The following is a 14,253-nucleotide window of genomic DNA, read 5'->3' as shown; positions in this document are numbered from 1 at the left end:
GCGGCGGGGCCGCCCGCTCGACGGCAGGCGGGTCAGCCGACCGGCTGGGCCGGCACCCCCGGGGTGCCGGCCCGCTCGGCGCCGGCGCCCTGCTCGTCCGCGCCGTCCGCGCCGGCGAGCAGCACCCGGTCGCGGCCGTCCGCCTTCGCCCGGTACAGGGCGGCGTCGGCGCGGCGCACCAGCGAGGCCGTGTCCTCGTGGTGGTCCCACTGCGCGACGCCCGCCGAGAACGTCTGCCCGGCGGGGGTCGCGGGACGCAGGGCCGCGACCGCCGCGGCGGCCGCGGCGGCGTCCAGCCCGGGCAGCAGGACGACGAACTCCTCCCCGCCCCAGCGGGCGAGCACCGCGTCCGCGCCGGCCGTGGCCACCGTCAGCGCGCTCTGCCACGCCCCGCTCGCCTCGACGAGCAGCCGGTCGCCCGCCTGGTGGCCGAAGGTGTCGTTGAACGCCTTGAAGCGGTCGAGGTCGAGCATGACCAGCGACAGCGGGGTGCCGTCGCGCTGCGCCCGCGCGCGCAGCCGCTCCAGCTCGGCATCGCTGGAGCGCCGGTTGGGCAGCCCCGTCAGCGCGTCGCTGCGCGCGAGGGCGGCGAGCTGCCCAGCCTGCTCCTGCAGGTGGTGCACCAGCCCCGACATGCGGAGCACGACGAGCAGGAACAGGACCACCGAGCTGAGCGCCACGGCCCAGGCCTCGAGGTCGAGGTGCAGGGCCAGCTGCAGCACGAGCGTGCCGGGCGAGAGCAGGCTGGCCGCCGTCAGCGCCGCGAGCCGGCCGCGGGTGAACGCCCAACCGGCGGGCGGCCCGTGGTCGGTGAGCCCGCGCATCGACGGGTGCAGGGCCGCGGCGGCGAAGAGCAGGTAGCTCAGCGTCCACAGCGACGTGAGGATCCCGCCGCCGTCGTCGGCGGTGAGGCTGACGAGCTGGTAGGCGCTGTCGGCCACCAGCATCGTCCCGGCCGCGGCGACGAGGAGCCGGAACGCGGTGCTGCGGCCACCGGTCGTGGTGAGCAGGCGGACCAGGAAGGCGAGCAGCAGCACGTCGCCCAGGGGGTAGGCCGCGCCCAGCACCCGGGCGAGGACGGAGTCGTCGACCGCGGCGAGCGTCGGCCGCATGAGGAACGTCCAGCTCAGCAGGCAGAAGCCCACCGTGAAGATGGCGCTGTCGATGAGGCCCTCGCGGTCGCGGCCGCCCTGGCGCGCGCGCACGAACTGCCAGCAGCCCGCGGCCAGCAGCACGTAGGCGGACAGGTAGAGGGCGTCGGCCGGCGACGGGAACGGGTCGACGTCCCAGACCCACACGTACAGGTCCCAGAGCACGTCGCCGGCGACCCACGACGCGACCCCGGCCGTCAGGAGCCACCACGCGAGCGGGCGGCGGGGGCGGTTGCGCACCACCCCCACCGCCATCGCCACGACGAAGGCGACGCTCAGCGACGCCGCGTACGCGTCGCGCCCCGCACCGGCGGGGACGACGGGCACGAGGAGGGCGAGGACGCCGCCGAGACCCAGGAGGATCCGCAGCGGTGCCGGCAGACGCGAGCGCATCCTCCCTGCGTCGGCCCGCCGGGCGGCCACCCTGAGGCCCCGCCGCCCGGTCGGCCCAGCGCCCGCGTCGCCCGCGTCGGTCCTAGCGCTCGACGTCGCCGCGGATGAAGGCCTCCACGGCGGCGCGGCCCTCGTCGTCGGGCATCTGCTGCGGCGGCGACTTCATGAAGTACGCGGACGCGGACAGCAGCGGGCCGCCGATCCCCCGGTCGAGCCCGATCTTCGCGGCGCGCACCGCGTCGATGATGACGCCGGCCGAGTTGGGGCTGTCCCACACCTCGAGCTTGTACTCGAGGTTCAGCGGGACGTCGCCGAACGCGCGGCCCTCGAGGCGGACGTAGGCCCACTTGCGGTCGTCGAGCCACTGCACGTAGTCGCTCGGGCCGATGTGCACGTTGCGGGTGCCGAAGTCGGCGTGGACGTTGCTCGTGACGGCCTGCGTCTTGGAGATCTTCTTGGACTCCAGCCGGTCGCGCTCGAGCATGTTCTTGAAGTCCATGTTGCCGCCGACGTTCAGCTGGTAGGTCCGGTCCAGCTGGATGCCGCGGTCCTCGAGCAGCTTGGCGAGGACGCGGTGGGTGATCGTCGCGCCGACCTGGGACTTGATGTCGTCACCGACGATGGGCAGCCCCGCGTCGGTGAACTTCTGCGCCCACTCCGGGGTCCCCGCGATGAAGACGGGCAGCGCGTTGACGAAGGCGACGCCCGCGTCCAGCGCGCACTGCGCGTAGAAGGTCGCGGCGTCCTGCGATCCGACCGGCAGGTAGCAGACCAGGACGTCGGCCTGCGCGGCGCGCAGCGCGGCGACCACGTCGACGGCCGGCGCGGCGGACTCGGTGATGGTCTCGCGGTAGTAGCGGCCGAGGCCGTCGAGGGTCGGGCCGCGCTGCACCGTGACGCCCAGCGGCGGCACGTCGCAGATCTTGATCGTGTTGTTCTCGCTCGCGCCGATCGCGTCGGCCAGGTCCGTCCCGACCTTCTTGTCGTCGACGTCGAACGCGGCCACGAACTCGAGGTCGCGGACGTGGTAGTCGCCGAACATGACGTGCATCAGGCCGGGCACGGTCGCCGTCGGCTCCGCGTCGGCGTAGTAGTGCACTCCCTGCACGAGGGAGGCCGCGCAGTTGCCCACGCCGACGATCGCGGTGCGGATCGGTGCCATCAGGGTTTCTCCCCATCTGTGTGGTTCCCGGGCAGCTGCTGCCCGGGGTCGTGCGGTCCCGCCGCCGGCGGGGTCGTGCCGTCCTCGACGCCGGGGACCGCGGCCGGCTGCCGCTCCTCGGCCTGGATGAGGCCGTCGAGCCAGTCGACCTCGGCCCGGACGGTGTCGAGGCCGTGGCGCTGGGCCTCGAGCGCGTAGTCGTCGACGAGGGCCTGCGCGCGCTCGATGGAGTGCGAGAGCTGCTCGAGCCGCTCCAGCAGCCGCGCCCGGCGGCCCTGCAGGATGCGCAGCCGCGTGCGGGGGGCGACGCGCGTGAACAGGGCGAAGCGGACCCCGAAGGCGTCGTCCTCCCAGGCGTCCGGCCCGGCCTCCTCGAGCAGCTGCCCGAGGCGGTCGCGGCCGGGTGCGGTGATCGCGTAGGTGACCCGGGTGCGGCGGGGCGTCACGGTGCCCGGCACGCGGGCCTGCGTCGTCTCCTCGACCCAGCCCGCCGTCTGCAGCTGCCGCAGGCAGGGGTAGAGCGTGCCGTAGGAGAGCGCCCGGAAGGCCCCGAGCCGCAGGTCGAGCCGGCGCCGGACCTCGTAGCCGTGCAGCGGTCCGTCGGCCAGCAGGGCGAGCACGGCCAGCTGCAGGGAGTCCGCCCGTCGTCGCACCACGCCGGCCTCCTCGTCGTCGTCCGATGCATCGGTTCGATGCATCGGCGTGAACCTACGACACGGACGCCGCCGCGTCGACACCGACCCGCCGGGGCCGGGGGCGGGCAGGCGGCGGGAGGGGTCGCGGTGTGGATCACGGGCGGCCCGGGAGGCGGTAGGTTCGGCTGATGGTGACCGGACCCGGAGAGCAGCTCGAGCGGGAGCTCGCCGTCCTCCTGCGCAGGTCGCGGGCGATCTCCCGGGAGGTGGCCCGCTCCGTGCACCCGGACCTGGAGTCGGAGGCGTACAGCCTCCTCGTGCGCCTCGACGACACGGGCGACGCGCGTCCCTCGGACCTCGCGGCCTTCTTCGGCATCGGCAAGCCGACGCTCAGCCGGCAGGTGCAGATGCTCGAGCGCCTCGGGCTCGTGGAGCGCACGGCCGACCCCACCGACGGTCGCGCCGTGCGGCTGACCCTCTCCCCCACGGGCCTCGAGCGGGTCCACGCCGCGCGCCAGGCGCGCCGCGAGCGGCTGCGGGAGCGGCTGCGCGACTGGAGCCAGGACGACATCGCCCAGCTCGCCGGCCTCGTCGGCCGCCTCAACGCGAGCCTCTAGCCCTTCCTGACCCCGTCGGAGTACCCCTGCGCCCGCAGGGAGTTGCATGCTGCAACCATCTGCGAGTACGGTTGCTTGCACACACCAACTTCGATGCGAAGGTCGACATGGCCACACCCCACGCCTGTGCCGGGCTCGTGGACGTCCTCCCGGGCCTGCTGCGGGCACGCCGCGCGATCGTGGGCAGCACCCCCGCTCCCTCCACGGCGACCCTGGCCGCCGTGCACGAGAGCGGCACCCCCCGCGTCTCCGAGGTCGCCGAGACCCTCGGTCTCGACCTCTCCACGGTCAGCCGGCAGGTGACCCACCTGCGCCAGCGCGGTCTGCTCACCGCGGTCCCGGACCCGCAGGACGGCCGCTCCCAGCGCCTCAGCCTCACCGAGACCGGCGTCGCCGAGCTCAGGTCGCACCGCCGGCACCTCGTTGACACCCTTGTCGCGAGGCTCGCCGACTGGGACGACGCGGAGATCGACCTGCTGGCCCGCCTGCTGGACCGCCTCGCCCGCGCCGGCGCCCCCGCCGGGACGGACGCTCCGTGCGCCGAACCCGACGCGTGCGGCCCGCGCGCCACGGCCCCCGTCACCCCGACCCCGCCCGGTCCCCACCCGGAGCACCACCTGCAGAGGAACGCATGACCACCACCGCACCGGCCCACGCGCAGCACGTCGCGCAGCAGGCGCCGCAGAAGATGTCCCACGCGCAGGTGCTGGAGGCCCTCTCGGGCCTCCTGCTCGGCATGTTCGTGGCCATCCTGTCGTCCACCGTCGTCTCCAACGCCCTGCCGACGATCGTCAAGGACCTGAACGGCACGGAGTCCGGCTACACGTGGGTGGTCACCGCCGCCCTGCTCGCCACGACGATCTCGACCCCGATCTGGGGCAAGCTCGCGGACCTCTTCAACAAGAAGGTCCTCGTCCAGATCGCCCTGGTCCTGTTCGTCGTCGCCTCCGCCGTCGCGGGCCTCTCCGTCAACATGGGGATGCTCATCACGATGCGCGTCTTCCAGGGCATCGGCGGCGGCGGGCTCATCGCCCTCGCGCAGGTCATCCTGGCGACGATCGTCTCCCCCCGGGAGCGCGGCCGGTACTCCGGCTACCTGGGCGCGACGTTCGCCCTCGCGACCGTGGGCGGGCCCCTCATCGGCGGGGTGCTGACCGAGCACCTGTCCTGGCACTGGTGCTTCTACGTCGGCGTCCCCTTCGCCGTGCTGGCGTTCATCGTGCTGCAGTTCAAGCTGAAGCTGCCGCAGACCGCGCGCCGCGAGGTCCACATCGACTACCTCGGCGCGACCCTGCTGGCCGCCGGCATCTCCGCGCTGCTCATCTGGGTCTCGCTCGCCGGGCAGCAGTTCGACTGGGGCTCCTGGTGGACCGTCGGCCTCGTCGCGGGCGGTGTCGTCCTCCTCGCCCTCGCCGTGCTCGCCGAGAGCCGTGCGAAGGACCCGATCATCCCGCTGCGCTTCTTCCGCAGCCGCACCATCACCATCGCCGCGCTCGCCAGCCTCTTCGTCGGCATCGGCCTCTTCACCGCGACGATCTTCCTGAGCCAGTACTTCCAGCTGGCGCGCGACGAGACGCCGACCATGTCGGGCGTCAAGACCATCCCGATGATCCTCGGCCTCGTGCTCTCCTCGACGATCGCCGGGCAGTTCATCACCCGCACCGGCCGCTGGAAGGCCTGGGTCATCGCGGGCGGCATCCTGCTCACCGCGGGCCTGGGCCTCATGGGCACCATCGAGTACGACACGAACTACTGGATCGTCGCCCCGTGGATGGCCCTCATCGGCCTCGGCGTCGGCATGATGATGCAGAACCTCGTGCTCGCCGTGCAGAACGTGACCGCTCCCGAGGACCTCGGCTCGGCCAGCTCCTTCATCGCCTTCACCCGGACCCTCGGTGGCGCCATCGGCGTCTCGGCGCTCGGGGCGGTCCTCAGCCACCGCGTCGCCTCGCACCTCGAGACGGGCCTCACGGCCGCCGGCATCCCGGCCTCCGCGCTGGGCGCCTCCACCACCGGCATCCCGGACATCGACGCCCTGCCCGTCCAGGTCCGCCCGATCGTGCAGTCCGCCTACGGGTCCTCGATCGCCGAGGTCTTCCTCATCGCGGCCCCGTTCGCGCTCGTCGCGCTGCTGTTCACCTTCTTCTTCAAGGAGGTCGCCCTGCGCGGCGCCGGGGGTGCCGCAGCCGCCGAGGCCGCCGTCACCGCGGCGCCCGCCGACGTGAGCGCGGGCGTGCCGACCGGGGGCACGACCACCGGCGGGACCAGCGAGACCGTCGCCAGCACGACCACCGGCGGCACCAACGGCACCGTCAACGGCACCGCCCGGGCGGCCCTCGACGGCACCCCCCGCGGCGCCGCCACGGCCGCGTCCTCGACGCGCTCCGACGCGGGCCTCACGGTCTCGGGCACGGTCCGCCGCCACGACGGCCGGGCGCTGACCGGCGCCGTGGTGACCCTCGCCGACCAGACCGGTCAGCAAGTCGCCCGCACCACCAGCGGGGACGACGGCGACTACGTGCTGGCGCTGCCGACCGGCGGGACCTACCTGCTGATCGTCGCCGCCGCGCACGTCCAGCCGTCCGCGACCCTCGTGCCCGTCGGCAGCACCCCGGTGCGCCAGGACGTCGTCCTGGCCGGCCGCGCCGCCGTCACGGGGCAGGTCGCCACCCGCGACGCCGTCTCCGACGCGGTGGTCCCCGTCCCCGGCGCCCTCGTGACGCTGACGGACATCACGGGCGAGGTCGTCGGCTCCACCCGCAGCGACGGCAACGGCGGCTACGCCTTCGCCCAGCTGATGGGCGGCTCCTACGTCCTCACCGCGCAGAGCGACGCCCACCGCCCGCTGGCCCGCAGCGTCGAGGTGCCCGACGCGGGCAGCCTGACCTGCGACCTGCAGCTCACCGGCGGCGGGCGCCTGACCGGCACCGTCATCGCCGCCAGCGACGGGCGCCGGGTCCGCGAGGCCTCGGTCACCCTCGTCGACGCCGAGGGCGACGTCGTCGCCGCGGCCGTCACCGCCGAGGACGGCACCTACTCCTTCGAGGACCTGGCGGGCGGGCACTACACGCTCACCGCGTCGGGCTACGCCCCGGTCGCGACCAGCGTCGACGTCGAGGAGGACAGCGTCGCCGCGGCGCAGCTGGAGCTCGGGAGCCGTCGCGCATGACCTCCTCCCCGGACGCCAGGCTGTCCTCGTCCCGCACCGGTGCCGCCACGGGCGGCACCGGCACGGGGCGGGTCCTGACCCGCGAGGGCTGGCCCGTCGCCGGCGCCTCCGTGACCCTGCTCAGCGCCGAGGGGCGCCAGGTCGCCCGCGCCGTCAGCGCGAGCGACGGGTCGCTGACCCTCACCGACGTGCCGCCGGGCCCGGCCACCCTCCTGGTGGCCGCGCCCGGGCACGACCCGAAGGCGAGCACCGTCGTGGTGCCGCCCGGGTCGTGGCCGCTCGGTGACCTGCGCCTGGTGCGCCACGGCGCCTCCCCCACCCCCGCCCCGGGGATCTGGGTGATCGACGCGGCGCACTCCTCGGTCACGGCCACGGCCCACCACCTCGGGCTGTCCGCGGTCCACGGCCGGTTCACGTCCTTCGCCGGGGCCATCACGGTGCCCGACGACGTGAGCCGGTCCCACGTCGAGGTCGACATCGACGCCACGTCGATCGACACGGGCAACCGCCAGCGCGACGACCACCTGCGCGCCGCCGACTTCCTCGACGTCGAGCAGCACCCCCGCCTCCGCTTCGCCTCGACGGGGCTGACCCGGGGAGACGGCGGCGTGTGGCTGCTCGACGGGGACCTGACCCTCCTGGGCACGACCCGGCCGGTGCAGCTGCGGATGGCCTACAACGGCTCGGGCCCCGACCCGTGGGGCGGCACGCGCGCGGCCTTCTCCGCCACGGCGGAGCTGCACCGCGACGACTTCAAGATGAACTGGAACCAGGCCATCGGCGTCGGCGTGACCGTCTTCGGCACGACGCTGAAGGTCGCCATCGACATCGAGGCGCTGCTGCAGCCGACCTGACCGGCCCCGGCACGACGAAGGGCCCGTCCCCCCGGGGGGACGGGCCCTTCGTCGTCGCGGGTGCGGCTCAGGCGGACTTGTCGCGCCGCTCGCGCGGGGTCTTGCGGACGGGCGCCTCGCGGGGCACCAGCGTCGGGTTCACGTTCTTCAGCACGACCTCGCGCGTCACGACGACGCGGGCGATGTCGTCGCGGCTCGGCACGTCGAACATCACCGGGAGGAGGACCTCCTCGATGATCGCCCGCAGGCCGCGGGCCCCCGTGCCGCGCAGGATGGCCTGGTCGGCCACCGCCTCCAGCGCGTCGTCGGTGAACTCCAGCTCCACGCCGTCCAGCTCGAACATGCGCTGGTACTGCTTGGCGAGGGCGTTGCGCGGCTCCGTGAGGATCCGCACGAGCGCCTCCTGGTCGAGGTTCTCGACCGAGGTGATGACGGGCAGGCGGCCGATGAACTCGGGGATGAGCCCGAACTTCATGAGGTCCTCGGGCATGACCTCGGAGAAGGTCATCGCCGGCTTGGCCGCGGTGGAGCGCAGCGCGGCCCCGAAGCCGAGACCCTGCTTGCCGGAGCGCGCCTCGATGATCCGGTCGAGGCCGGCGAAGGCCCCGCCCACGATGAACAGCACGTTCGTCGTGTCGATCTGGATGAACTCCTGGTGGGGGTGCTTGCGGCCCCCCTGCGGCGGCACGCTGGCCGTCGTGCCCTCGAGGATCTTCAGCAGCGCCTGCTGCACGCCCTCGCCCGAGACGTCGCGCGTGATCGACGGGTTCTCGGACTTGCGGGCGATCTTGTCGACCTCGTCGATGTAGATGATGCCCGTCTCGGCCTTCTTGACGTCGTAGTCAGCGGCCTGGATGAGCTTCAGCAGGATGTTCTCGACGTCCTCGCCCACGTAGCCGGCCTCGGTGAGGGCGGTCGCGTCGGCGATGGCGAAGGGGACGTTGAGCATCTTCGCCAGCGTCTGAGCCAGGTACGTCTTGCCGCAGCCCGTGGGGCCGATCAGCAGGATGTTGGACTTGGAGATCTCCACCGCGTCCTCGCGGCCCTTGGTGGGCTCGCCGACCTGGATGCGCTTGTAGTGGTTGTAGACGGCCACGGCGAGGGACTTCTTCGCCGAGGACTGGCCGATGACGTACTGGTCGAGGAAGTCGAAGATCTCCTTCGGCTTCGGCAGCTCCACCAGGCCCAGGTCGTTGGCCTCGGCGAGCTCCTCCTCGATGATCTCGTTGCACAGGTCGATGCACTCGTCACAGATGTAGACGCCGGGACCGGCGATCAACTTCTTGACCTGCTTCTGGCTCTTGCCGCAGAAGGAGCACTTCAGCAGGTCGCCACCGTCTCCGATGCGTGCCACCGACGATTCCTCTCCTCGTGCTCACGACGCGCGGACCGGGGCCGCGAGGGCCCCCGTCCGTGCGTCACCTGCCGTTCACGCTACCCGGCGCGGGGACCGGGATCCGACTCATTAGACGCCCCCGGGGGGTCCGGTGCCAGACCGGCCCCCCGGGAGACACCCGGGCGAGTGACGCTGAAGCTACCGAGGGGTGACGCTGAGCGACGCCTTGCGCGTCTGCAGCACCTCGTCGATGAGGCCGTACTCGACGGCCGCGTCGGCGGAGAGGAACTTGTCGCGCTCGATGTCGGCGCGCACCTGCTCGACGCTGCGGCTGGAGTGCTTCGAGAGGGTGTCCTCGAGCCACTCCCGCATGCGCAGGATCTCCTGGGCCTGGATCTCCAGGTCGGAGGCCTGGCCGTAGTCCCCGCCGGACATGGCCGGCTGGTGGATGAGGATCCGCGAGTTGGGCAGCGCGAACCGCTTGCCCTTGGCGCCGGCCCCGAGCAGGACCGCGGCGGCCGAGGCCGCCTGGCCCATGCAGTACGTCTGGATGTCCGGACGGATGTACTGCATCGTGTCGTAGATCGCCGTCATGGCGGTGAAGGAGCCGCCCGGCGAGTTGATGTACATGATGATGTCGCGGTCGGTGTCCTGGGACTCGAGCACGATCAGCTGGGCGATGATGTCGTCCGCCGAGGCGTCGTCCACCTGCACGCCGAGGAAGATGATGCGGTCCTCGAAGAGCTTCGTGTACGGGTCGCTGCGCTTCATCCCGTAGGACGTGCGCTCCTCGAACTGCGGGAGCACGTAGCGCGCCGAGGGGGCGTGCAGCGGCGGGCGGTCGCCGAACGGGCGGGGCGTGGCGTCCATGGCGTAGCGGTCCTCCATCGGGTGGCCGTTCGAGGGCAGGTAGGGGTCACGCACCGGTGCCACCACCACCGGTGACCTCGCTGGAGCGCCCGACGACGTGGTCGATCAGGCCGTACTCCTGCGCCTGCTCGGCCGTGAACCAGCGGTCGCGGTCGGAGTCGCGCGTGATGGTCTCGAAGTCGCGCCCGCTGTGCTGGGCGATGAGCTCGGCCATCTGCTTCTTCGTGAGGATGATCTGCTCGGCCAGGATCTTGATGTCGCTGGCGGAGCCGCCGAGGCCACCCAGCGGCTGGTGCATCATGATCTTGGCGTGCGGCAGGGCCGAGCGCTTGCCCGGAGCCCCGGCGCAGAGCAGGAACTGCCCCATCGAGGCCGCGAGCCCTGTGGCGATCGTCGCCACGTCGGGCTTGATGTACTGCATCGTGTCGTAGATCGCCATGCCCGCGGACACCGAGCCGCCGGGCGAGTTGATGTAGAGGTAGATGTCGCTCTCGGGGTCCTCGGCGGCCAACAGCAGCATCTGCGCGCAGATGGCGTTGGCCATCTCGTCGCGCACCTCGGTGCCGAGGAAGATGATCCGCTGCTGCAGCAGCCGCTGGTAGACGTTGTCGTCGAGGCCCATCCCCGGCTGCGGGCCGCGGGCCTGCGGCGGCGTCACCAGTCCCGGTGCGCTCATGAACTCGCTCACGCTGTCTCCTGGCCCTTCCTGGGGTCGACCACCCCGGGTGTACCGGGGGCCGGCGGGGAGGCCGCCGAACTCGATCGACCCTAACGCGGGGCACCGACGCCCCACGTGGCGGACCGTTCCTTTTCGCTGTGGGCGCACGGGCCGCGCTGCCCGTGCGCCCACCGCGAGAGGGGTCCTCAGGCCTTGCTGTCGCCCTCGGCGGTGTCGTCGCCGGTGGCCGGCGCCTCGTCCGCGGGCGCCGCCGCGGCGTCGGCCGCCTCCTGCGCGTCGTCGCCCGTGGGGTCGACGGTCTCGCCGGACTCGTCCGTGCTCTCCACGACCGTCTCCCCGCTCTCGTCCTCGTCCGAGCCCACGAGCTCCTCCAGGTCCACGGCGTTGCCGGACGCGTCGGTCACGGTGGCCTTCTCCATGGCGATCGCCAGCGCCTTGCGGCGGCGGACCTCGGAGACCATGGCCGGGACCTGGCCGGCGCCGTCCATCATCTGCACGAACTGGTTGGGCTCCATGCCGTACTGCTGCGCCTGGCCGACGAGGTACTCGACGAGCTCCTCCTGGGCCACGCCGACCTCCTCGCGCTCGGCGAGCGCGTCCAGCAGGAGCTGGCTCCGGATCGCCTGGCGGGAGCTCTCGGTGACCTCGGCGCGGTGCGTCTCGTCCTCGAGGCGGTTCTCCTGCTCGAGGTGGCGGTGCACCTCGGCCTCGACGAGGGACTCGGGCACGGGGACGTCGACGACCTCGAGCAGCTTCTCCAGGACGCGGTCGCGCGCCTGCAGGCCCTGGTCGAACTTCTTGGTCTGCTCGACCTGCGAGACGAGGTCGGCGCGCAGTTCCTCGAGGGTGTCGAACTCGCTCGCCATCTGGGCGAAGTCGTCGTCGGCCTCGGGCAGCACGCGCTCCTTGACCGACTGCACGGTCACGGTGATCTCGGCGTCCTGGCCGGCGCGGTCGCCACCGGCGAGGGGGGCCGTGAAGGTCGTCGTGGCCTCGGCCGAGAGGCCCGTGAGGGCGTCGTCCAGGCCGATGATCATGTTGCCGTTGCCGACCTGGTACGAGATGCCCTTGGCGGTCTCGATCTCCTCGCCGCCGATCTCGGCGCGCAGGTCGATCGAGACGAAGTCGCCCTCGGCGGCGGCGCGGTCGACGCCGGTCAGGGTGCCGAAGCGCTCGCGCAGCGAGGTCAGGCGCGCCTCGACGTCCTCGTCGGCGACGGCGAGGTCGTCGACGGTGACGGCCAGCTCGGAGAGGTCGGGCAGCTCCAGCGTCGGGCGGACGTCGACCTCGACGGAGAACTTCAGCTCACCGCCGGTCGCGGGGTCCGGGACCTGGTCGACGTCGACGGTCGGCTGGCCCAGCGGCACGTAGTCCGTGGCCTCGATGGCCTGCTGGTAGAACTTCGGCAGCGCGTCGTTGACGGCTTCCTGCAGGACCGCGGCGCGGCCGAAGCGCTGGTCGATGACCCGCGCCGGCACCTTCCCCTTGCGGAAGCCCGGCACGGTCACCTGGCCGCCGATGGTCTTGTACGCCGCGTCGAGGCTGGGCTTCAGCTCGTCGTAGCCGACCTCGACGGTCAGCTTCACCCGGGTCGGGTTGAGGGTCTCGACGTCGCTCTTCACAGCGGGGATCTCCTGGGGTCTCTCCGCCGCGGCGGAGGTCGTGGTCAGGCGTGCGGGCAGGGGAGGACCCCTGGGGTGACCGGGAGATGCTAGCCGCCCCGGGAGCGCCTGCCCCGGTGAGACCGGCGGCGCGCGTGCTCGAACGCGCGTCCACCGGCGGTGTCCGTCGGGGTACCCGGATTCGAACCGGGGGCCTTCCGCTCCCAAAGCGGACGCGCTACCAAGCTGCGCCACACCCCGCGCACCCACCGGTCGGCGGGCACCTGAGCAGGCTACCGCCCGGAACCCGGTAGGCTGGTCGACGACCTCGGGCCCCGGCCCCGGTGGTGCCCCCGGGCGCCGTCGGAACCGGTCCGGGACGTCCGCGGGTGTAGCTCAATGGTAGAGCCCCAGTCTTCCAAACTGGCTACGCGAGTTCGATTCTCGTCACCCGCTCCGTGCCCGTCCCCGCCCGGCCCGCGCCGCCCGCGGCGGGGCCAGCGCCCCCGCCTCCTCCCCCAGCAGCTCCACGACCGCCGCCAGCTGCGCGGGCGTGACGTAGGAGGGGTTGCTCCCGGCGGCCATCCGCACCACCTCCGCGTCGCGGAACGCCGGGTCGTCGACGAGGTCCGCCCGCGGCACCCCGCGCCGCAGCCGGCGCAGCTCCACCTCCACGCTGTCGCGGCCCTCCTCGTCCAGGCGGGGCGCCGCCACGACCGTCCCCACGGCCTGCACACCGGGGTCGGCGCGCCCGCTCAGCCACAGCAGGCACGGCTGGCCGGGGGCCATGAGGGAGAGCCGGTAGGTGGGGCGCACGCAGCGGTGCAGCCGCCGGGTCGTCCCGGGCTCCCACCCGCCGGGTGCCGCGGGCGGCAGCGTCGCGGACTTCAGCAGCCAGGCGCCGACGTCGCCGGTGGTCAGGCGGGAGGGGCTCACCGGCCCAGCGTGCAGCGCACCCGGGACCCGCGCCAGCGCCGCCTCTGCCAAGCTCGCCCGGTGCGCTTCCCGTCACCGCTGACGCTGCCCGTCCACGTCGTCGTCGCCCCCGACAAGTTCAAGGGGTCGCTGAGCGCCGCGGAGGTGGCCCGCTGCGTCGCCGAGGGGGTGCGCTCCGGCTTCGAGCAGGCGCGCGGCGGCGCCCCGGACGACCTGGTCACGACGCTCGTGCCGCTGGCCGACGGCGGCGAGGGCACGGTCGACGCCGCCCTGGCCGCGGGCTGGCGGGCGCTGCACGTGCGGGTCGCGGGGCCGACCGGCGAGCCCGTCGACGCGGTCCTGGCGCGCGACGGCTCCACCGCGCTCGTGGAGATGGCGCAGGCCTCGGGCCTGGACCGGCTGCCCGGCGGCGTCCCCGCCCCCCTCACGGCGAGCACCCGCGGCACGGGTGAGCTCGTGCGCGCGGCCCTGGACGACGGCGCCCGCGACCTCGTGCTGGCGGTCGGGGGCAGCGCGTCCACCGACGGCGGGGCGGGGCTGCTCGCGGCGCTCGGCGCCCGGTTGCTCGACGCGCACGGGCGCGACCTGCCCGACGGCGGCGCGGCCCTGGCCGACCTCGACCGCCTGGACCTAAGCGGCCTGGACCCGCGGCTGACGACGGCGCGCTGGGTGCTCGCGGCCGACGTCGACAACCCGCTGCTCGGCCCGCGCGGGGCCGCCGCCGTGTTCGCCCCGCAGAAGGGTGCGAGCCCCGCGCAGGTCGCGCAGCTCGACGCGGCGCTGGGCGTCTTCGCCGACGCCCTGGCCCGCGAGAGCGGCCGCGACGCGCGGGAGGCGCCCGGGGCCGGCG

General features: G+C 73.5%; 13 protein-coding genes and 2 tRNA genes. 6 read left to right on the top strand and 9 right to left on the bottom strand.

Features of this window, described 5'->3' with window-relative positions; translation table 11 throughout:
* Positions 1 to 32 precede the first annotated feature (32 nt).
* From F1544_RS25560 to F1544_RS18005, 3 genes are all read right to left on the bottom strand, one after another.
* On the bottom strand, positions 33 to 1,544 hold the full coding sequence (locus F1544_RS25560) for a GGDEF domain-containing protein (RefSeq protein WP_167587509.1): 1,512 nt from the start codon (positions 1,542 to 1,544) through the stop codon (positions 33 to 35).
* 82 nt (positions 1,545 to 1,626) lie between these two features.
* Complete coding sequence (locus F1544_RS18010; protein WP_167587508.1) at positions 1,627 to 2,706, bottom strand: inositol-3-phosphate synthase; 1,080 nt, start codon at positions 2,704 to 2,706, stop codon at positions 1,627 to 1,629.
* Positions 2,706 to 3,362: a PadR family transcriptional regulator gene (locus F1544_RS18005; RefSeq protein WP_167587507.1), complete on the bottom strand. Its 657-nt coding sequence runs from the start codon at positions 3,360 to 3,362 to the stop codon at positions 2,706 to 2,708. The genes F1544_RS18010 and F1544_RS18005 overlap by 1 nt, the downstream gene beginning before the upstream one ends.
* Positions 3,363 to 3,529: 167 nt before the next feature.
* Between F1544_RS18005 and F1544_RS18000 the strand changes: the two genes are divergently transcribed.
* The 4 genes from F1544_RS18000 to F1544_RS17985 all read left to right on the top strand — a co-directional run bounded on the left by F1544_RS18000 (position 3,530) and on the right by F1544_RS17985 (position 7,981).
* Entirely contained in the window at positions 3,530 to 3,958 is a 429-nt protein-coding gene (locus F1544_RS18000) for a MarR family winged helix-turn-helix transcriptional regulator (RefSeq protein ID WP_167587506.1), read from the top strand.
* A 107-nt stretch (positions 3,959 to 4,065) separates the two neighbouring features.
* Positions 4,066 to 4,593, top strand: a complete 528-nt coding sequence (locus F1544_RS17995; RefSeq protein WP_167587505.1) for a MarR family winged helix-turn-helix transcriptional regulator — start codon at positions 4,066 to 4,068, stop codon at positions 4,591 to 4,593.
* On the top strand, positions 4,590 to 7,127 hold the full coding sequence (locus tag F1544_RS17990) for an MFS transporter (protein WP_167587504.1): 2,538 nt from the start codon (positions 4,590 to 4,592) through the stop codon (positions 7,125 to 7,127). The genes F1544_RS17995 and F1544_RS17990 overlap by 4 nt, the downstream gene beginning before the upstream one ends.
* Complete coding sequence (locus F1544_RS17985; protein WP_167587503.1) at positions 7,124 to 7,981, top strand: YceI family protein; 858 nt, start codon at positions 7,124 to 7,126, stop codon at positions 7,979 to 7,981. Before F1544_RS17990 ends, F1544_RS17985 begins: the two co-directional genes overlap by 4 nt.
* Before the next feature lie 67 nt (positions 7,982 to 8,048).
* On the opposite strand, the gene clpX is transcribed toward F1544_RS17985, so the two are convergent.
* The 5 genes from clpX to F1544_RS17960 all read right to left on the bottom strand — a co-directional run bounded on the left by clpX (position 8,049) and on the right by F1544_RS17960 (position 12,728).
* The gene (gene clpX, locus F1544_RS17980) at positions 8,049 to 9,335 is read right to left on the bottom strand and encodes an ATP-dependent Clp protease ATP-binding subunit ClpX (protein ID WP_167587502.1); all 1,287 of its coding nucleotides are present in this window, start codon (positions 9,333 to 9,335) and stop codon (positions 8,049 to 8,051) included.
* Positions 9,336 to 9,515: 180 nt separating this feature from the next.
* Positions 9,516 to 10,187 (bottom strand): ATP-dependent Clp protease proteolytic subunit, encoded by a 672-nt coding sequence (locus F1544_RS17975; protein ID WP_167587524.1) that lies wholly within the window; start codon positions 10,185 to 10,187, stop codon positions 9,516 to 9,518.
* A 46-nt stretch (positions 10,188 to 10,233) separates the two neighbouring features.
* Positions 10,234 to 10,863: an ATP-dependent Clp protease proteolytic subunit gene (locus tag F1544_RS17970; protein WP_167587523.1), complete on the bottom strand. Its 630-nt coding sequence runs from the start codon at positions 10,861 to 10,863 to the stop codon at positions 10,234 to 10,236.
* Between the two features lie 188 nt (positions 10,864 to 11,051).
* Positions 11,052 to 12,488 (bottom strand): trigger factor, encoded by a 1,437-nt coding sequence (gene tig, locus F1544_RS17965; protein WP_167587501.1) that lies wholly within the window; start codon positions 12,486 to 12,488, stop codon positions 11,052 to 11,054.
* A 166-nt stretch (positions 12,489 to 12,654) separates the two neighbouring features.
* Positions 12,655 to 12,728: transfer RNA gene (locus F1544_RS17960), tRNA-Pro, on the bottom strand.
* Positions 12,729 to 12,852: 124 nt separating this feature from the next.
* Here F1544_RS17960 and F1544_RS17955 point away from each other — a divergent pair.
* Positions 12,853 to 12,923, top strand: a tRNA-Gly gene (locus F1544_RS17955).
* On the opposite strand, the gene F1544_RS17945 is transcribed toward F1544_RS17955, so the two are convergent.
* Positions 12,915 to 13,403 carry an EVE domain-containing protein gene (locus F1544_RS17945; RefSeq protein WP_208972132.1) on the bottom strand — a complete coding sequence of 163 codons (489 nt, stop codon included), beginning with the start codon at positions 13,401 to 13,403 and terminating at the stop codon, positions 12,915 to 12,917. The two genes, F1544_RS17955 and F1544_RS17945, sit on opposite strands and share 9 nt — an antisense overlap.
* Positions 13,404 to 13,481: 78 nt before the next feature.
* Between F1544_RS17945 and F1544_RS17940 the strand changes: the two genes are divergently transcribed.
* On the top strand, positions 13,482 to 14,253 hold a 772-nt coding region (locus F1544_RS17940; RefSeq protein WP_208972134.1), incomplete at its 3' end, for a glycerate kinase.

The sequence above is a fragment of the Kineococcus rubinsiae genome (genome assembly GCF_011839805.1).
GTDB classification, from domain to species: domain Bacteria; phylum Actinomycetota; class Actinomycetes; order Actinomycetales; family Kineococcaceae; genus Kineococcus; species Kineococcus rubinsiae.
Note: the sequence above shows the minus strand (reverse complement) of the source record. Positions and strands in the feature narration are given on the sequence as shown.